An 18,373-nucleotide genomic window follows, 5' to 3' on the forward strand; every position below is an offset into this window, starting at 1 on the left:
GAGCGGCGCACAAAATCGAGAGCACTGCTCTTGACTCGTCGCGACAAAGGGTGTTCACTGCTCTTAACCGAGAGCACTGCTCTTGACTCGTCGCGACAAAGGGTGTTCACTGCTCTTAACCGAGAGCACTGCTCTCCCGAAACTCCGGAGGACATCATGACCGAGACCCGCTACCTGAAGCCCGCCAAGTCCACCAACGTCTTCAATGAGCTGGTCGCGAAGCTGACCAAGATGGGCGTGAGCATCCTCGGCAGCCGGGTGCTGACCGTCGTCGGCCGCAAGTCCGGCGAGCCGCGCTCGACGCCGGTCAACCTGCTGACCATCGACGGCGTCGACTACCTCGTCGCCGCCCGCGGCGAGACGCAGTGGGTGCGCAACCTGCGCGTGGCCGGCCAGGGACAGCTGCGCGTCGGACGGCGCGACGAGACCTTCACCTACCGCGAGCTGGCCGACGACGAGAAGCCCGTGATCCTGCGTGCCTACCTCAAGCGCTGGAAGTTCGAGGTCGGCGCGTTCTTCGAGGGCGTCGACGCCAAGGCGTCGGACGAGCAGCTGCGCGAGATCGCCCCCGGCTACCCGGTCTTCGAGATCTTCACGAAGTAGGTTTGCGCCGCCGGGTCACGTTCGCCGCGACCAGGACGATGCCGACCAGGAACGCGACGAGCCCGATCAGGAACCACAGCTTCTGGCCGGTCATGAAACTGCCGGTGATGACGCCGAGGCCCTGCAGCACCCAGACGGCGCCGACGAGCACGAGCACGACCCCGACCGCGAACGTGATCCACCGCTTCATCGCGCCAGTCTTGCACGAACAGGGTCAGTCGCCGGGGACGAGTTTGTGCTTGTAGGCGTAGACGACGGCGTGCACGCGGTCGGGTAGCCCGAGCTTCGAGAGCACCCGTGACACATGGGTCTTCACCGTCTCCTCGCCGACGTGCAGCTGCCGCGCGATCTCGGCGTTGCTGCAGGCGTTGGCGAGCAGGAGCAGCACCTCCCGCTCCCGGGACGTCAGCCGGGCGACCTCGGGCGGTTCGGCGGCGGCCGGCTCGAGCACCGACGTGAACTTCGCGACCAGCCGCCGGGTCACCGACGGGTCGATCAGCGCGTCACCCCGGGCCGCCACCCGCATCGCCGCGACCAGCTCCTCCGGCGCCAGGCTCTTCAGCAGGAACCCGCTCGCCCCGGCCCGCAGCGCGCGGTAGACGTACTCGTCGGCGTCGTAGGTGGTGAGCACGAGGACGCGGGTGTCGTTGCCCGGCGCGGAGAGGATCGCCTCGGTCGCGGCGAGGCCGTCGAGGCGGGGCATCCGGACGTCGAGGACCGCGACGTCCGGGCGCAGGCGAGCCGTCTCGGCCACCGCCTCGCGGCCGTCGGACGCCTCGCCGACGCAGGTGAAGTCGGGCTGGGTGTCGAGCAGCGCGCGCATCCCGGAGCGGAACATCGCGTGGTCGTCGGCCAGCAGGACGCGGATCATGTGCTCTCCACCGGGAAGGTCGTGCGCAGCTGCCACTGCGTGCCGTTTTCGCCGTAGGCGACCTGGCCGCCGAACAGCGTGACGCGCTGCCGGATCCCCGCCAGGCCGCGGTGCGCGTGCTCGCCACGGGAGGTGCGGCCGGGTCGCAGGCCGTTGGTCACCGTGAGCACGATTTCGGTGCGGCCGTGGTTTAGTTCGACTTCGACCGGGCCCACGCCGTGGCGCAGCGCGTTGGTCAGGCCCTCCTGCGCGATCCGGTACAGCGCGACGTCGAGCGAGCCGGCCAGCTCACGTGGTTCGCCGAGCAGCGTCAGCCGGGTCGGCAGGCCGGCCGCGCGGACGGTCTCGACCAGCTCGTCGAGGTTGTCCAGACCGGGCTGGGCGGCGCCGGTTTCGGCGTGCAGGAGGTCGAGCAGGCGGCGCAGGTCGGCCATCGCCGAGCGGCTCGCGGACTCGACCGCGCCGAGCGACTTGCGCACCGGCGAGTCGCCTTCGGGCAGCCCGAGCCGGGCCGCGCCGGCGTGCACGCCGATGGCGCTGACGTGGTGGGAGATGACGTCGTGCAGGTCGCGCGCGATCGTCGTGCGCTCCTCGGTGACGGCCCTTCGCACGGCCGCTTCTTCGTGCTGACGGCGTTGGTCCGCCTCGCGTTCGAGGTCGGCGATGTAGGCGCGCCGCGCCGTCGTGTACCGGCCGACCAGCCACGGCAGGAGCGCGCTCACGCTGACGCTGACCGCCATCAGCCGCAGGTCGCTCGCGGTCCGGCCGCCGCCTTCGACGCAGCCCGCGGCGACGCCGGCGAGCATCGCGAGGAGCGCGAGCACCGCCGGTTTCGGGCGCAGCCAGGCGCCCGCGCGGTACCCCGCGATCAGGATGCCGGCGTTGTTGCCGACGACGTACCCCGCGGTGGTGCTGATCAGCAGCGGCGAGGCGGCGAAGAGCAGGGCGTGCGCCAGCGACACCCAGCCCGAGTAGCGGGCCGGCCCGGCGAGCGCGGCATTGACGGCGACGCCGCCGAGCAGCACGGCCCACGGCTGCCAGTGGCCGTTGCCGAGCGGTCCGCGCACGCCGAAGAGGACGGCGTCACAACCGACGCAGACCACCGCGACGAGCAGCGACTGCCGCCGCAGCGACCCCCTGATGTCGTACACGCCCGCAACTGTGCCCTAACCGCGCCGCCGGGGTCCGCATACGCCCCAATGTGGCATTGGGTGCATCTGACGCACCCAATGTGGCGTTGGGTGCGTCCTACGCACCCAACGCCACATTGGGGCGCAGGGGGAGCCGCGGAGCGGGAGCGTCAGTTCGAGGGGCGGGCCGGGTAGCCGCCACGGCGCTGGCCCGGCTGGCGCTGGCCCTGGCCCTGCAGCGCCTGGCCGAGGGACGTCGCCGTCGCGGTCTGGCCGTCGACCTTCGCCACCACCGTCACGTTGGTGTCGCCGGTCTTCACGTCGCCCGTCTTCTGCGTCGAGCCGTCGAGCGTGTACGTCTGCTTGTAGCCGTCCTTGCTGGTCAGCGTCACGGACGTGGCGCTCAGCTCGGTGACGTCGCCGGTCTGCAGCCGCTCGGTCGTGTAGCCGCCGTTCGGGTTCGCGACGACGAAGTCGCCGTGCAGCGCGTCCCGCAGCGCGGCCGCGCCGCCGCCGAAGTTCCCGCCGGGCATGCCCTGGCCGCGGAACTGGCCGCCGCCGGGACCACCTGGGCCGCCGAAGCCGCCGGGGCCGCCCTGCTGCGCGGAGTTGTCGGCGCTGCTGGTGCCCGCCCAGATCGCCGCGCCGCCACCGGCCGCGATCACCACGGCGATGCCGGCGGCGATCGCCGTCTTCTTGCCGGACCAGCCCTTCTTCGGCGCGGCCGCCGCGGGGTCGCCCCAGTTCGCCGCGGCCGGTTGGCTCGCGGGTGCCGGCTCGCCCTGGGGCGGAGTGTTCGGCGTCGGCTCGGTCGTCATCGTGTCCTCCGGTCGTACCCACACTGGTCCAGCCCAGGCTCACCGCCCTGGCTGTGTTTGAGCTGTGCGAGGCGTCAGCGGGTCCTGTGGCTCCCTTACCCAGGCGAAGGACCTCACAGGCAACGCACAGCGCGCCCACAGCGAACCCGGTGGGCGCGTGGCGAAGATGGCACTATGACCGCTATGAACACCACGTCACCCGGCCCCGGCAAGGCCGACCTGCGCCGCGCCGACGGGAGCCCCGTCCGGGTCCTCGTCGTCGACGACGAGGCGACGCTGGCCGAGCTCGTCTCGATGGCCCTGCGGATGGAGGGCTGGGAGGTGCGCAGCGCGGGTGACGGCACGGAAGCCGTCCGGATCGCGCGCGACTTCCGGCCCGACGCGGTCGTCCTGGACGTCATGCTCCCCGACTTCAGCGGCCTGGAAGTGCTGCGGCGCATGCGGTCCGAGGCCCCGCACCTGCCGGTGCTGTTCCTGACGGCGAAGGACGCGGTCGAGGACCGCATCGCCGGGCTCACCGCGGGTGGCGACGACTACGTCACCAAGCCGTTCAGCCTCGAAGAGGTCGCGCTGCGCCTGCGCGCGCTGCTGCGCCGGGCGGGCGGCGTCACCGGCGCGAGCGGGTCGACGCTGGTCGTCGGCGACCTCACCCTGGACGAGGACAGCCGCGAGGTGCACCGCGGCGGCGACCTGGTGCCGTTGACGGCGACCGAGTTCGAGCTGCTGCGCTACCTCATGCGCAACCCGAAGCGGGTGCTGTCGAAGGCCCAGATCCTGGATCGCGTGTGGAGCTACGACTTCGGCGGCCAGGCCAACATCGTCGAGCTCTACATCTCCTACCTGCGCAAGAAGATCGACGCCGACCGCGAGCCGATGATCCACACCATGCGGGGCGCCGGGTATGTCCTCAAGCCAGCGGGCTGAGCGGCGGCGGTTCGGGACGCAGCGGCCGTGGTCGTTGCGCCGGCGGCTGATCGTCCAGCTCGCTGCGCTGCTCGCGCTCGTGTGCGTCGTCGTCGGTGTGGTCACGGAGTTCGCGCTCAGCGAGTTCCTGGTGCGCCAGCAGGACGACCGGCTCGCCGCGGCCACCGACCGCGCCAAGCACGGCGGGGAACGGCCGCCCTGGACGTACGGCGACGCGCCGCCGCCGGACCCGCTGCGGGCGCTGGGCCAGGGCGAGGGCACGCTCGCCGCCGTCCAGGTCGGTGCGCGGGGCACCGGGGCCGTGCTCGACTCCAGCGTGGGCTCGCCGACCAAGCGGCGGGCGCCGTACCGGCAGCTCGACGAGGGCCAGGTGCGGACGTTGCTGGCGTTGCCGTCCGACGGGAAGCCGCACAGCATCGTCCTGAGCGGCAGCCTCGGGGCCTACCGCGTCGTCTCGACGACGTCTCCCGGCGGCGAGAAGACCGTCATCGGCCTGCCGCTGAAGGACGTCAACGAGACGCTCTGGCGGCTGGGCTTCATCCTCGGCGGCGTCGCGCTCGCCGGGATCCTGGTCGCGGGCGCGGTCGGCGCGGCGACGATCCGCCGCACGATGCTCCCGCTGGACAGGCTGGCCGCGACCGCCACGCGCGTCTCGGAACTGCCACTGGACCGCGGCGAAGTCGCGCTGTCCGAACGCGTTCCGGAGGCCGACACCAACCCGAACACCGAGGTCGGCAAGGTCGGCTCGGCGCTGAACCGGATGCTGCAACACATCGCGAACGCGCTGACCGCGCGGCAGGCGAGCGAAAGCCGCGTACGCCAGTTCGTCGCGGACGCGAGCCACGAGCTGCGGACGCCGCTGGCCGCTATCCGCGGGTACGCGGAGCTGACCCGGCGCAGCGGCGAGCAGGTGCCGCCGGACATCGCGTTCGCGATGAGCCGCGTCGAGTCGGAGTCGCGGCGGATGACGACGCTAGTGGAGGACCTGCTGCTGCTCGCCCGGCTGGACTCGGGCCGCGCGGTGGTGCCGGAGTGGGTCGACCTGTGCCGGCTGGTGGCCGACGCGGTCGCGGACGCGCACGTCGCGGGCCCGGACCACAAGTGGCTGATGGACGTCCCCGGCGAGCCGATCGGTGTCCTCGGCGACGCCGGTCAGCTGCACCAGGTGGTGATCAACGTGCTGGCCAACGCCCGCACGCACACCCCGGCGGGCACCACGGTGACGACCACACTGTCCACTTCGGACGGCTTTGTGCGGTTGCGGGTGGCCGACGACGGCCCGGGCATCCCGCCGGAGATCCTCCCGGACATCTTCGAGCGCTTCGCCCGCGGCGACAACTCGCGCTCGCGGGCGGCGGGCAGCACGGGCCTCGGGCTGGCGATCGTGGCGGCGGTGGCCGGTGCGCACGGCGCCCGGGTCGGAGTGCAGAGCCGGCCGGGACGCACGGAGTTCGAGATCGTCTTCGCGGAGGCCCCGGCACCCGAGTGACGACGACCACACCGCCGAGTTGTCCACATCCTCCGAAATCGCTCCACAACCTCGCATCTTTCGTAACGAAAGTGGCGCTTGGGGCCCCTCGAGGCGGGGCGTGGTGGGCAGGGTGCGTCACTCGATCGGGGTGGATGCACAGCGGGGGCACAGGTTCGGCACAAGTTCACCACATGCGCCACCGCGACGGTGGGGCTCATGACGACCACCCTGTCGGCGCCCGAACTCGCCCAGCCCGCGCCCCAGGCCGCGCCGGAACCGCGGTGGATCAAGCCTTCGGTGGCCGCGCTCCTGCTCGGGACCGGGCTGCTCTACCTGTGGGACCTGGCGAAAACGGGCTGGGCCAACGACTTCTACGCGATGGCCGCGCAGGCCGGGACGTGGAGCTGGAAGGCGCTGTTCTTCGGCTCGCTCGACCCGGGCAACGTCGTCACGGTCGACAAACCGCCGTTCTCCCTGTGGGTAATGGGGTTGTCCGGCCGGATCTTCGGGTTCTCCAGCTGGAGCCTGCTGGTGCCGAACGCGCTGGCCGGCGTCGCGTCGGTCGGCCTGCTGTACCTCGCGGTGCGCCGGCTCTCCGGACCCGGTGCCGGGCTGCTGGCCGGGGCCGCGCTCGCGCTGACGCCGGTCGCCGCGCTGATGTTCCGCTACGACAACCCGGACGCCTTCCTCGTCCTGCTGCTCGTCGCCGGCGCGTACTGCGTCGTGCGCGCGCTCGACAAGGCGAGCACCTGGTGGCTGGTGCTCGCCGGGGTCGCGATCGGCTTCGGCTTCCTGGACAAGATGCTGCAGGCGTTCCTCGTGCTGCCCGCGTTCGTGCTGGTGTACGCCGTCGCGGCGCCGACGTCGCCCGGGCGCCGGATCGGTCAGCTGTTCGCGGCCGCCGGCGCGGTGCTCGTCTCCGCCGGCTGGTGGGTCGCGGCCGTCGCGCTGTGGCCCGTCGCGGACCGGCCCTACATCAGCGGCTCGACCGACAACACCGTGCTGGAACTGGCTTTCGGCTACAACGGCCTCGGCCGGATCTTCGGTGAGGGCCGCGGCGGCGGGGGTGGCGGCTTCACCCCGCCGACCGGGGCGGCAGCAGGCGGCTTCGGCGGCGGCGCGTTCGGCGGCCAGACCGGGCTGACGCGGTTGTTCAGCGGCGAGTTCGGCGCCGAAGCGTCGTGGCTGCTGCCCGCCGCGTTGATCGGCCTGGTCGCGGGGCTGTGGTTCACCCGCCGCGCGCCGCGCACCGACGGGACCCGCGCGGCCCTGCTGCTGTGGGGCGGCTGGACGGTCGTCACGGTGCTGGTGTTCAGCTACATGAGCGGCATCATCCACCCGTACTACACGGTCGCGCTGGCGCCCGGGATCGCCGGCACGCTGGGGATCTCCGCGCGTGAGCTGTGGCGGGGCCGGGCCAACTTCGCGGCCCGCGCGGTGCTGGCCGTCATGCTCGCGGTGTCCGCGGTGTGGGGCTTCGTGCTGCTCGCCCGGACGCCGGAGTGGCAGCCGTGGTTGCGCTACGCGCTGCTGGTGCTGAGCGCGCTCGCGGCGTTCGCCCTGCTCTTCGGCGCGGACCGGATCCGGCGGCTCGGCCCGGTCGTGGCCGCGGCCGGCCTGTGCGGCGCGTTGCTCGGGACGGCGTCCTTCACCTTCGCGACGGCGGCGACGGCGCACTCGGGCGGCACGCCGTCGTCCGGCCCGGCGGTCGCGAGTGGACGCGGCTTCGGTGGCTTCGGCGGCGGCCGCGGTGGGGCCGGCGGGTTCGGCGGGGGACAGGCCGACACCGCCGTGATCGACCTGCTGAAGGGCACGACGACGAAGTGGGCCGCGGCGCAGAGCGGCGCGATGCAGTCGGCCGGGCTGGCGCTCGACAGCGGCCGGCCGGTGCTCGCGATCGGCGGTTTCAGCGGCAGCGACCCGGCGCCGACGCTGCGGCAGTTCGAGCAGTACGTCGCCGACGGCGACATCCACTACTACGTCGCGGGCGGGCGCGGCGGGTTCGGCGGGGGCCGTGGCACCTCGGGCGAAATCCAGACGTGGGTGGAGCAGAACTTCGCGTCTTCGACTGTCGGGAGCACGACGGTTTACGACCTCACAAAATCGATCGCTTGACAGAAACATTGAATGTTTCGGCCGTGTAAACAGTTGCGGAACCATTCGACGGCCTTGACGTCCGTGCGGTATTCGCGGATGCGGACACCTGTTCGAACGGGTCGCCGATCGGTGGCACATTCCGAACGACTGTTCGCTTGTCCGGCGAGGCCTCGCTGCTGATCTCGACATCCCGCGCCGACGTGTAACAACGCGGCCTTGCTGCCCGTGCGCCTGCACGGGCGAACCTCTTCAGGCGTGCGGAGATCTTGACCGGGCGGCCGACAGAAACACCCGCGTACTTGATCTTGTCGACTCGCGAAGACGCTGGTTGACCCGGTTGAGCGTCACCCTTTTGGAGGCACTGGGATGGCGTTGTGGGGATCTTGTGCCACTCGCTAGAGTCTCCGCCGGGAGAGGGACAAGGGGTGAGTGGTCCGGTGCGTGCGGCGCCGGTTTTCACTGGGTGTAGGTACTCCTTGTCCGCGTTCTCTCGCCTTGACCCGATCAGGTGCGTCTGGAAGAGAGCAGCGATGACCGTGCGCGGTGGCGCAGCCTTGCCCGAACCATCTCCTCGTCGTCACGGCAGGTAGGCCTCGTTCCCTCTTCGGTGTCGCTCTACTCCACTTCCCCCGCCTTCTGGAGTTTCGCTGTGACTTCCCGCCCTCGTCGTCTGCTGACGGCGCTCCTGACGCTGCTGACCCTCTTGGGGGTCACCGCCCTGTCCGGCTGCAGTGACAGTTCCGCCTCCGGCGACGGCGGCAAGATCACGCTCGGGTTCAGCGCCTGGCCGGGGTGGTTCCCCTGGCAGGTGGCGCAGGAGCAGGGTCTGTTCGCCAAGAACGGCGTCAACGTCGACCTCAAGTGGTTCGACAACTACACCGACAGCATCAACGCGCTGTCCAGCGGCGCGATCGACGCCAACAGCCAGACCCTCAACGACACGCTTTCGTCCGCTTCAGGCGGCGCGAAGCTCTCGATCGTGCTGGTGAACGACAACTCGACCGGCAACGACAAGATCATCGCGCGGGACGGCATCACCGCCGTCGCCGACCTCCGGGGCAAGAAGGTCGCCGTCGAGCAGGGCACCGTCGACCACTACCTCCTGCTGCTCGCGCTGCAGGAAGCGAAGCTGACCGAAAAGGACATCCAGCTGGTCAACCTGCCGACCGACGCCGCGGCCGCCGCGTTCGTCGGCGGTCAGGTCGACGCGGTGGGCGCGTTCGCGCCGTTCACCACCAAGGCCCTCGAGCTCCCGGGCAGCCGCGCGATCTCGTCGTCGACGGAGTTCCCCGGCGCCATCCCGGACCACCTGGTCACCTCGCAGAAGCTGGTCAAGGAGCACCCGAAGGACGTGCAGGCGCTCGTCAACACCTGGTTCGAGACGCTGACCTGGATCAAGAACAACAAGGACGCGGCGATCAAGATCATGGCCGAGCGCGGCGGGGTGTCCGACGCGGACTACAAGACCTACGACGCCGGCACCACGATCTTCACGCGCCAGCAGAACCTCGACGCGTTCACCCCGGGTGTCACCGCGCAGCACCTCGACTTCCAGGCGAACAAGATCATCGACTTCATCGTGAGCACCGGTCTCGCCCAGCAGCGGCCGTCGCTCGACGGCCTGTTCGACGACCAGTTCGTGAAGGCCGCGCCGCAGTGACCGGTCCCACCCAGCGCACTGCGGCCTCCCACTCCCCGGCCGACGCACGAGCGGCCGAGGAGCTGGAGGCCGAGCAGGGGCTCGCCGAGCGCGTCCAGGCGGGCCGGGGCCGGCCGGCCTGGACGCCGCTGCCGCGCCGGGCGACGCCGAAACCCGCGTCGCCCCTCTTCTCCCTGCGGACGCCGATTTCGGCGTCCGCGCGGTGGACGCTGGCGGTGCTGTCGTTCGCGATCCCGTTTCTCGCCTGGGTCGTGCTCAGCGTCAGCGGCGCCGTCGACTCGACGTTCCTGCCGTCCCCGGCCGCGGTGCTCAAGGCCGGGGCCGACATGGCGGGCACCGGCGAGCTGTTCGACGACCTCTGGGCGACGACGCAGCGGGTGCTCGAAGGCTTCGGCCTGGCGGTGCTCGTCTCGGTGCCGCTCGGGATGCTGATGGGCACGTTCACCGCGGGCCAGGCCTTCTTCGAGCCGCTGATCGGGCTGCTGCGCTACCTCCCGGCGAGCGCGTTCATCCCGCTGCTGATCATCTGGCTCGGCCTCGGCGAGCCGTCGAAGATCGCGATCCTGTTCATCGGGACGGTCTTCTTCAACACCCTGATGACCGCCGACGTCGTGCGCGCGGTGCCGAACGCGCTCCTCGACGTCTCCTACACCCTCGGCGCGCGCCGAGGCGAGGTGCTGCGCAAGATCGTCGTGCCGCACTCGCTGCCGGGCATGATCGACGCGATCCGGGTCAACGCCGCCGCGGCGTGGAACTTCGTGGTCGTCGCCGAGCTGATCAACTCCCAGGCCGGCCTGGGTTACCGGATCGTCCGCGCGCAGCGGTTCCTGCAGACGGACAAGATCTTCGCGGTGCTCATCGTGATCGGCGTCGCCGGGCTGACCATCGACGTCGTGCTGCGCCTGGTGCGCACCCAGGTCGGGAAGTGGGCGGCATGACGCTGGAACTGCGGAACGTCGCCAAGGACTACACCGTCCGCGGCAAGGTGACGCGCGCCCTCGACGGCGTCGACCTCGAAGTGCTGCGCGGCGAGTTCGTCTGCGTCGTCGGCGCGAGCGGCTCGGGCAAGTCGACGCTGTTGTCGCTGGTGGCCGGGCTGAGCGGGCCGACCGAGGGCGAGATCCTGCTCGACGGCGTCCCGGTGACCGGCCCCGGCCCCGACCGCGGCCTGGTGTTCCAGGCCGGCGCGCTCTACCCGTGGCGCAGCGTCGAGAAGAACGTCGCGTTCGGCCTCGAGCTGCTCTCGATCGACGCGGCCGAGCGTGCCGAGCGCGTCGACTGGTACCTCGCCGAGACCGGGCTCGACGCGGTGCGCCGCTCGCTGCCGAAACAGCTTTCCGGCGGTCAGAAGCAGCGCGTCGCGATCGCGCGGGCGCTGGCCTGCGAGCCGGAAGTGCTGCTGCTGGACGAACCCTTCGGCGCCTTGGACGTCCAGACCAAAGAGGACATGCAGGTGCTGATCCGCCGGATCTGGGCCGACACCGGCACCACGGTGCTGATGGTCACCCACGACGTCGAGGAAGCGGTCTTCCTGGGCGGGCGGGTCGTGGTGCTCGCCTCCGACCCGGGGCGGATCGCCGCCGACGTCGAGGTGACGCTGCCGGCCGAACGGGATCTGGCGGTGAAGCGCGAACCGCGGTTCCTCGCGCTGCGCGCCCGGATCGAGGACCTCGTCCGGGAGCAGCACCGCGGCCACGTGAACCGGGTGGCCGCGGGCGAGTGAGAACGTCGGAGGAGGAAGGTGGCGGGATGAGGCACGGCAGGTCGACCGCGAAACGGGCGGGCGGCGGGGGAATCCTCGCGCGGCTCGGCATTCGCGGCAAGCTGAACCTGCTGCTCCTGCCGCCGCTGGTCGCGGTGGTCCTGGTTTCGGTGCCGTTCGTGCTGACCCAGGCGAACAGCGCGACGGCGGCCACGCAGTCGGCGACCGTGGCGCGGCACACCCAGCAGCTCGGCGGCCTGGTCTGGCAGCTGCAGCGGGAGCGGCTGCTGACCGGCGCGTTCGTCGCGACGCCGTCGATGTCGCCGGACGAGATGACGAAACAGCGCCGGGCGGTCGACGCCGCGGTCGAGGACGTGCGGTCCTCGCTCGGCGCGGACGCGCCGGACGAGCTGTCGGCGGCGCTGACCCGGATCGGCTCGCTGAACGAGCTGCGGCAGAACGCCGAACGCCGCGGGGTCGCGCTCGACAGCGTCGCCCGCACCTACCACGCCGTGATCGGCGCGGTCATCGACTCGCTGCGGCTGGTGCCGCAGCTGACCAGCGACGCCGAGGGCACCCGCGAGCTGACCGCCCTCGAAGCGCTGCTGCGCGCGAACGAGGAGAACTCGTTGCGCGGCATGGCGTTGATCGTGACGGCGGTCGCGCCGGACTCCGGCAAGTCCATCCTGGACGACGCGACCCAGCAGGCGCCGATCTTCACCGACCGGTTCGTCCAGCAGGCCGACGACGCGTCCGACAGCGAGCAGGCCGCGCTGGTCGTCAACGTCGAGCAGAGCGAGGCCGGCCGCCGCATCGAAGACCTCGCCGCCCGGATCGACAACCCGCGTGACGCGGCGGCCACCGGCCAGTACGTCACCGACGTCCTCGGCGCGGCGGAAACCCAGGCGGGACAACGGAAGCTCGTCCAGGAGCGGGTCACCGGCGAGATCGCCGACGCGGCGACCGGACGGGCCGACGACGCGACCCGGCTGGCCTGGACGGTCGGCATCGGCGCCGCCGCGCTGTTCCTGCTGGTCGCCTTCCTCGCCGTCGCGGTGTCCCGCTCGATCGCCCGGCCGCTGCGGCGGCTGACCACGGCGGCGACGTCGGTCGCCGACCTCGCCGGCACCGAGCTCGTCCGCGTGACCGACACCGAGGAGGCCGAGGAGCAGGTGCCGCGGCTGGCCACCATCGACGTCACCTCCGACGACGAGCTCGGCAAGCTCGCCGCGGCGTTCAACCGGGTCCAGACGACCGCCGCCGAGCTGGTCGAGCGGCAGGCGCTCACCCGGCGCAACACCAGCCTGATGTTCGCGAACGTCGCGAAGCGCACGCAGAACCTCGTCGGCCGCCAGCTCGCGCTGATCGACGAGGTCGAGCGCAACGAGCAGGACACCCGCCTGCTGGCCAGCCTCTACCGGCTCGACCACCTCTCCACCCGCCTGCGCCGCAACGCCGACAACCTGCTCGTCGTCTCCGGCACCCGCGACGAGGCCCGCATCGCCGGCCCGATCGAGCTGGCCACCGCCCTGCGGTCCGCGCTGGCCGAGATCGAGGACTACCAGCGCGTCAAGCTCGGCGTCGTCGCGGAGATCCTGCTGTCCTCGGCGCTGGGCGCCGACCTGGTGCTGGTCTTCGCCGAGCTGCTGGAGAACGCGACGTCGTTCTCGCCGCCGGGCTCGATGGTCGAGGTGGACACGATGTTCCTCACCGACGGCTCCTGCCTGGTGAGCATCGTCGACCACGGCATCGGCATGACCGCCGAGAAGATGGCGCAGGAGAACAAGCGGCTCGTCGAGCGCGAACGCCTCGAGCTCGCGCCGACCAGTGTGCTCGGCCTGTTCGTGGTCGGCCGCCTCGCGCGGCGCCACGAGCTGGGCGTCGAACTGCTCGCGACGCCGACGACCGGCGGCGTGACCGCGCGGCTGACGGTCCCGCCGTCGCTGTTCGACCACCGCACCGGGCTGCTCCCGAAGGCCGAACGCGCGCCGGCGATCCCGGCGCAGGCGGCACCCCCGGTGGCCACGCCGAAACCCCGGCACGCCGCCCCGGCCCCGGCGCCGCGCTCGAAGTCCACTTTGGACATGTTCCGTCCCGCGGAGCCGGAGCGCCAGAAGGAACTGCCGTCGCCGGCGATCCCGGCCCTGCTCGGCACCGTCCACGCCAACGGGTTCCGCTGGTTCGACCAGCTGGCGCCGGTGTGGCCGGACGCCGAACCCGCCGAACCCGCTCCCGCCGTCGCTTCCGACGTCGCCGAAGAACCTGAAACCGAGTCCCGTGGCGGCCTGCGCCGTCGCGTCCGCGGTGCGCAGCTGCCCAGCCCGGGCACGACCGCCACGGTCGTCGACGACAAGCCGCGCCACGACCCGGAGGCCACCAGGGTCGCCATGGACGGCTTCCAGGAGGCGTTCGCCAAGGCCGCCGTGGACGTCGAGGCCGGTGCCACGCCGGCCGATCCGCCGCCCACCGTCGTGACCGAACCCGTGGCGGCGACTCCGCCGCTTCCGGTGCGCGTCTCCGGAACCGACCGGATCGCGCTCTCGGCCGCCGTCGCCCCGCCGCCGGTCACCGCCCCGATCTCGCGGGACGGCCTGACCCGGCGCGTGCCCGGCGCCCAGCTCGCCCCCGGCCTCCGCAAGCAGGAGGCCGCGGGCCGGCCGATCGCCCGGCCCGTCGTGAACCGCGCCAAGCGGGACCCGGCGGCCGAGCGCGCGGCGTTCGACTCGTTCGCCGCCGGCCTGGCCAAGGCGGACGTGCTTACGGCAGACACCCCGCCGCCAGGCGTGGTCGCCGGTCGTGTGATGGAACGAGAAGAAGAGAGCAGGAAATGAGCATCCCCGCAGCTGGTGTCAGCGTCGAAGCCCAGAACTTCAACTGGCTGGTGAGCCGCTTCGCGCAGCACACCGCGGGCGCGATCGCCGCCATCGCGGTCTCGGCCGACGGCTTGCTGATCGCGGTGTCCTCGGAGCTCGAGCGCTCCAACGCCGACCGCCTCGCCGCGATCTCGTCCGCCATGCTCGGCCTCGCCCACGGCGTCTCCGAAAGCCACCCGCTCGGCGCGCCCGACAAGGTGATCATCGAGCTGGAGCACGGTTACCTGCTGGTCTGCACCATCAGCATCGGCTGCTCGCTCGGCGTCCTCGCCAACAAGCAGGCGAGCCTCGGCACGATCGCCTACGAGATGGCGATGTTCGCCAACCGCGCCACCGAAGTCCTCACGCCCGGGCTGATCGAGGAGCTCAAGAACACCGTAGGTTCGTGATGGCCGACGACGACCCGGACATCTCGCTGCTGCGGCCCTACCTGATGACCTCGGGGCGAGCGCAGCCGGTCGACCAGAGCCTCGAGATCGAGGCGCAGGTCATGACGTCACGCCTCGGCGCGGCGTCGCACCCGAAGCTCACCTTCGAACGCCAGGAAATCGTTTCCCTCTGCCGCAGCACGGTGTCGGTCGCCGAAGTGGCCGCCCTGCTCGGCCTGCACATCGGCGTCGCGCGCGTGCTGGTGGCCGACCTCGCCGAGCAGGGCTACGTCGTCGTCCGCCGGCCGGGGAACCACAACTCGCACGACCTCGGCATGATCGAAAGGGTCATTCGTGGACTCGAAGCCATTCACTGAACCGGCCGCGCGCCCGCCGGCGCCGGTCAAGATCGTCATCGCGGGCGGCTTCGGCGTTGGCAAGACGACGGCGGTGTCGTCCATCTCCGAGATCAAGCCCCTGACGACCGAGGCGGCGATCACGTCGGTCGCGGCGAACGTCGACCGCACGGGCCACGTCCCGGCGAAGACCACGACGACGGTCGCCCTCGACTTCGGCTGCATCACGATCGACGACGAGGTCAAGCTGTACCTGTTCGGCACGCCCGGCCAGGACCGCTTCGGCTTCATGTGGCAGGACCTGGTCCACGGCGCGCTGGGTGCGCTGGTCATCGTGGACACCCGCCGGATGGACGACTGCTACCCGGCGGTCGACTACTTCGAGAACGCCGGGCTCCCGTTCGTGGTCGCGGTCAACATGTTCGACGGCGCGCTGGGCCACAACCTGGACGACATCCGCTGGGCACTGGCGGTGAGCGAGGACGTCCCGCTGATCACGTTCGACGCGCGCCAGAAGCTGTCGGTGCGCGACGCGCTGCTGGCGGTCCTGCACAACACGTTCAAACGGGCCCGAGCGCAGGCTGGTGCGGGGGCCTGAACGAGACCCGCTACACTTGACCACGGACCCCGCGCGGCGTCCATCCTGTGAACTTCCCCAGGGCCGGAAGGCAGCAAGGATAAGCAGGCTCTGACGGGTGCGCGGGGTCCCCTTCGTTTCGGCCTCCCTGCTTCGGGGCTTCGCCCCTTCGCCGGGGGCCTTCACTTCGTTCTTTCACCCGGGGGCCGAGCCCCCGGACCCCCACGGTGCCCCGCTCGTGACCTGGGAGCGCTGCCGTGGCCTTCCTCGCGGCCTGGCAGCTCTGCCGTGGCCTTCCCCGTGACCTGCGTGCGCTGCCGTGCCCTCCTTGTGGCCCTGGTGGTCTGCCGTGGCTGGTCGTGAGTGTTTAGGGCGGTTCTAACCGCCCTAAACACTCACGACCTCAGAACACGCCCAGGATGTCTTTTGGTGGCCTTGGGGGTGGGGGTTTGTCTTCGTCTGTTATTGGCTTTGCCTTGCCTGCCAGTTTGGTTAGTTCTGTGCCCTCTACGCATCTTGCTGGGAAGGCTGCTGAGGCTGTTCGGGCTGCTAGGGCCGCTGTTGGGATGCCTGTTGCCGATGCTGCGAACACCAGGTTTCCGAAGCGGCGGCCTCTTAGTACTCCTGGGTCCGCCAGTAGTACTACCTGGGGGAATACCTCTTTCAGGGTGGCCAGGAAGCGGCGGGCGAAGGGGAGGCCTGCTCCGTCTGTGATGTTTGCCAGGTAGGTGCCTGTGGGGCGGAGGATTTGCTCTATCGAGCGTACTGACTCCAGGGTGGCCAGGCCGCCGGCCAGGGTTGCTTGCTCGAATGCGTCTACCACTACCAGGTCTGCTGTGTTTTCTCTGCGGGTTGTCAGGCCTTCGCGGCCGTCCGTTATTCGGACTCTTAAGCCCGGGATTTTTAGGCCTAGCTGGGTGCGTACTACTTCTACCAGTTCGGGGTCTGCGTCGAAGACCAGCTGGCGGGAGCCCGGGCGCTTTGCCGCTATGTAGCGCGGGAGGGTGCAGGCCGCGCCGCCTATGTGTAGGGCCTCTATCGGGCCTGGTGGGAGTAGGTCCACTACGTCGCCGAAGCGGCGTACGTAGTCGAACTCCAGGTGGGTCGGGTCGTCCAGGTCCACGTACGACTGGGCTACTCCGCCCACTGACAGCAGCCATGCGTTGCCGCGGTCGGCGAAGCGCTGGAGCTCCGCCGCCCCGAACCGCACCGGGTACTGGCCCGGGATCGGTGCCTGCCTGCTTGTTCGGCTCACGGAACCGGAGCCTAGCCGGGGTCGGAAACATTCCTGCTTTACCGGCGATAGGGGAGCGGAAGATCGACGATCCGAGGGGGATCACCTTGCGTGTGAACGTAACTTTCGTTGCCGCGGCCGCGGCCTTGGCCGTCGGCGTGCTGGCGACGCCTGCTTCGGCGGACGTCCTGCCCGACCGGGCGCAGGCCGTCTTGCTGCTGGAGACCGGCGGCCCCGGCGTGGCCCGGGGCGCCGAAACGGCGTTGCTCGGCTCGCCGGCCGAGCTGCAGGCCTTCCTGGCCACCGGCCGGTACCAGGCCAAGGACGACGACGACCGGGTCCTGGTCGCCCAGGCCCTGACGACCGGCGGCCCGGCCACCAAGCGCGCCGCCCAGCAGGCGCTCAGCGGCGCCATCGACGACGTCCGCGCGTTCCTGGCCACCGGCCTGGCCCAGGCCCGGGTGGCCGACGACCGGATCGCCGTCGGCCAGGCCATGAGCACCGGCGGCCCGACCGTGAACGCCGCCGCCCAGCGGGCCCTCGACGGCACGCCCGCCGACGTCCGCGCCTTCCTCGAAACCGGCCTTCAGCAGGCCAGGGACACCGACGACCGGATCACCACGAACCAGGCGCTGGCCGCGGGCGGGCCCGAGGTGAAGGCCGCCGCGCAGACGGCCCTCGACGGCGACCCGGCCGACGTCCGCTACTTCCTGGCCCTCTGGAAGCAGGTCGCCGCGGCCGGCGACGCCGAGCTCACCGCGGTCCAGGGCCAGGTCGACGGCGCGAAGGCGGCCAAGGCCCGGCACAACGGCGTCGCGGTCCAGATCGCGGCGAACCAGGCCGCGAAGCTCGCGTCGGACGCGCGGAAGGCGAACGCCGACCGGCTCGCCGCCCAGCAGAGCAAGAACCAGTAGGACGGCCAGGCCGCGGCGGGCGCCGAGGGCGCCGCGCAGCAGCAGGCCAAGGAGGCCGCGGCCCGCGCCGCGCAGGCCAAGACCGACAACGACAAGCTGCTGGCCGACGCGGCCGACCCGGCCCTGACGGTGCCGAACGGCCGTCGCGTGTCGGTCTACCTGCTGCGCAACGGCGGGGCCGCGGTCAAGGACGCCGCCCGCGCCGCGCTGAGCGGTTCCGACGACGACGTCGTCACCTTCGTGCACCGCGGGCTCGCCGTCGCGCAGGAGTCCGACGACCGGGTGGCCGTCGCGGCGATCGCGGCGGACCCGAAGGCCCGTCCGGGCCTGCGCCAGGCCGCTCGGGACGCGCTCGCGGGCCCGTACGCCGGCGTCGCCGCGCTGCTGCGCACCGGCGACTACCCCGGCCGCGACACCGACGACCGCGTCGAGGTCAACCAGATCCTGGCGGCCGGCGGCCCGTCGACGAAGCCGGCGGCCCAGAAGGCCCTCGACGGCACCGTCGCCGACGTCCGCGAGTTCCTGGCGCACGGCCAGTACGTCACGCACCTGATCGACCTGTCGGTGTACGCCACCCGGACGCTGTCGGAAGGGCCCGAGGTCGTCGCCGTCGCGCAGGGTGTGCTCGACGGTCCCGACTCGGCCCTGCAGGCGTATCTGGACGGCGAACTGCTCAAGGCGCGGGCGCGTGACGCGGTCACGGCGCAGCACGTCGCCAAGGTGAACGCCCTGGTCGCCGAGGCCGCTGCCCTGGCCTGACCCGCACGGCGAAGGT

The 18,373-nt window shown here is 71.4% G+C and carries 18 protein-coding genes and 1 other RNA gene; 14 read left to right on the forward strand and 5 right to left on the reverse strand.

From position 1 onward, the window contains the following. The first annotated feature begins 156 nt into the window (after positions 1-156). Positions 157-603, forward strand: coding sequence for a nitroreductase family deazaflavin-dependent oxidoreductase (locus ACLJQZ_RS00300; RefSeq protein ID WP_410617900.1), 447 nt, complete (start codon positions 157-159; stop codon positions 601-603). Here the strand turns inward: ACLJQZ_RS00300 and ACLJQZ_RS00305 are convergent. From ACLJQZ_RS00305 to ACLJQZ_RS00320, 4 genes are all read right to left on the reverse strand, one after another. Continuing rightward, the gene (locus ACLJQZ_RS00305) at positions 593-793 is read right to left on the reverse strand and encodes a hypothetical protein (protein ID WP_392760470.1); all 201 of its coding nucleotides are present in this window, start codon (positions 791-793) and stop codon (positions 593-595) included. The two genes, ACLJQZ_RS00300 and ACLJQZ_RS00305, sit on opposite strands and share 11 nt — an antisense overlap. A 24-nt stretch (positions 794-817) precedes the next feature. Then, the gene (locus tag ACLJQZ_RS00310; RefSeq protein WP_326945061.1) at positions 818-1,474 is read right to left on the reverse strand and encodes a response regulator transcription factor; all 657 of its coding nucleotides are present in this window, start codon (positions 1,472-1,474) and stop codon (positions 818-820) included. Then, positions 1,471-2,625 (reverse strand): sensor histidine kinase, encoded by a 1,155-nt coding sequence (locus tag ACLJQZ_RS00315; RefSeq protein WP_410617902.1) that lies wholly within the window; start codon positions 2,623-2,625, stop codon positions 1,471-1,473. The genes ACLJQZ_RS00310 and ACLJQZ_RS00315 overlap by 4 nt, the downstream gene beginning before the upstream one ends. Before the next feature lie 149 nt (positions 2,626-2,774). Next, a complete protein-coding gene (locus ACLJQZ_RS00320) occupies positions 2,775-3,422 on the reverse strand; it encodes a hypothetical protein (protein ID WP_410617903.1) in 648 nt (215 codons plus the stop codon). A 183-nt stretch (positions 3,423-3,605) separates the two neighbouring features. Here ACLJQZ_RS00320 and ACLJQZ_RS00325 point away from each other — a divergent pair, with 183 nt between their 5' ends. The 11 genes from ACLJQZ_RS00325 to ffs all read left to right on the forward strand — a co-directional run bounded on the left by ACLJQZ_RS00325 (position 3,606) and on the right by ffs (position 15,587). Continuing rightward, complete coding sequence (locus ACLJQZ_RS00325; protein WP_371827598.1) at positions 3,606-4,346, forward strand: response regulator transcription factor; 741 nt, start codon at positions 3,606-3,608, stop codon at positions 4,344-4,346. Then, a complete protein-coding gene (locus ACLJQZ_RS00330; RefSeq protein WP_410617905.1) occupies positions 4,324-5,835 on the forward strand; it encodes a sensor histidine kinase in 1,512 nt (503 codons plus the stop codon). Before ACLJQZ_RS00325 ends, ACLJQZ_RS00330 begins: the two co-directional genes overlap by 23 nt. A gap of 198 nt (positions 5,836-6,033) precedes the next feature. Continuing rightward, positions 6,034-7,932 (forward strand): ArnT family glycosyltransferase, encoded by a 1,899-nt coding sequence (locus ACLJQZ_RS00335; RefSeq protein ID WP_410617907.1) that lies wholly within the window; start codon positions 6,034-6,036, stop codon positions 7,930-7,932. 631 nt (positions 7,933-8,563) lie between these two features. Beyond that, a complete protein-coding gene (locus tag ACLJQZ_RS00340) occupies positions 8,564-9,574 on the forward strand; it encodes an ABC transporter substrate-binding protein (protein WP_410617909.1) in 1,011 nt (336 codons plus the stop codon). Then, complete coding sequence (locus ACLJQZ_RS00345; RefSeq protein ID WP_410617910.1) at positions 9,571-10,512, forward strand: ABC transporter permease; 942 nt, start codon at positions 9,571-9,573, stop codon at positions 10,510-10,512. Before ACLJQZ_RS00340 ends, ACLJQZ_RS00345 begins: the two co-directional genes overlap by 4 nt. Next, positions 10,509-11,297 carry an ABC transporter ATP-binding protein gene (locus ACLJQZ_RS00350; RefSeq protein ID WP_410617911.1) on the forward strand — a complete coding sequence of 263 codons (789 nt, stop codon included), beginning with the start codon at positions 10,509-10,511 and terminating at the stop codon, positions 11,295-11,297. Before ACLJQZ_RS00345 ends, ACLJQZ_RS00350 begins: the two co-directional genes overlap by 4 nt. A gap of 26 nt (positions 11,298-11,323) precedes the next feature. Then, positions 11,324-14,107, forward strand: a complete 2,784-nt coding sequence (locus ACLJQZ_RS00355) for a nitrate- and nitrite sensing domain-containing protein (protein WP_410617912.1) — start codon at positions 11,324-11,326, stop codon at positions 14,105-14,107. Next, positions 14,104-14,538 carry a roadblock/LC7 domain-containing protein gene (locus ACLJQZ_RS00360; RefSeq protein WP_410617913.1) on the forward strand — a complete coding sequence of 145 codons (435 nt, stop codon included), beginning with the start codon at positions 14,104-14,106 and terminating at the stop codon, positions 14,536-14,538. Before ACLJQZ_RS00355 ends, ACLJQZ_RS00360 begins: the two co-directional genes overlap by 4 nt. Next, positions 14,538-14,894 (forward strand): DUF742 domain-containing protein, encoded by a 357-nt coding sequence (locus ACLJQZ_RS00365; protein ID WP_410618566.1) that lies wholly within the window; start codon positions 14,538-14,540, stop codon positions 14,892-14,894. Before ACLJQZ_RS00360 ends, ACLJQZ_RS00365 begins: the two co-directional genes overlap by 1 nt. Beyond that, the gene (locus tag ACLJQZ_RS00370) at positions 14,872-15,471 is read left to right on the forward strand and encodes a GTP-binding protein (protein WP_326945052.1); all 600 of its coding nucleotides are present in this window, start codon (positions 14,872-14,874) and stop codon (positions 15,469-15,471) included. Before ACLJQZ_RS00365 ends, ACLJQZ_RS00370 begins: the two co-directional genes overlap by 23 nt. 21 nt (positions 15,472-15,492) lie before the next feature. Continuing rightward, an RNA gene (gene ffs / locus ACLJQZ_RS00375) (signal recognition particle sRNA small type) lies at positions 15,493-15,587 on the forward strand. A gap of 266 nt (positions 15,588-15,853) precedes the next feature. Here the strand turns inward: ffs and ACLJQZ_RS00380 are convergent. After that, a complete protein-coding gene (locus ACLJQZ_RS00380) occupies positions 15,854-16,705 on the reverse strand; it encodes a spermidine synthase (RefSeq protein WP_410617914.1) in 852 nt (283 codons plus the stop codon). Positions 16,706-16,797: 92 nt separating this feature from the next. Between ACLJQZ_RS00380 and ACLJQZ_RS00385 the strand changes: the two genes are divergently transcribed. Both ACLJQZ_RS00385 and ACLJQZ_RS00390 read left to right on the forward strand, forming a co-directional pair. Next, positions 16,798-17,598 (forward strand): ALF repeat-containing protein, encoded by an 801-nt coding sequence (locus ACLJQZ_RS00385; protein ID WP_410617915.1) that lies wholly within the window; start codon positions 16,798-16,800, stop codon positions 17,596-17,598. A gap of 147 nt (positions 17,599-17,745) precedes the next feature. Beyond that, positions 17,746-18,357 carry an ALF repeat-containing protein gene (locus tag ACLJQZ_RS00390; protein WP_410617916.1) on the forward strand — a complete coding sequence of 204 codons (612 nt, stop codon included), beginning with the start codon at positions 17,746-17,748 and terminating at the stop codon, positions 18,355-18,357. The last annotated feature ends 16 nt before the right edge of the window (positions 18,358-18,373 follow it).

The sequence above is a fragment of the Amycolatopsis sp. cmx-8-4 genome (assembly GCF_046548675.1).
Taxonomy (GTDB): domain Bacteria; phylum Actinomycetota; class Actinomycetes; order Mycobacteriales; family Pseudonocardiaceae; genus Amycolatopsis.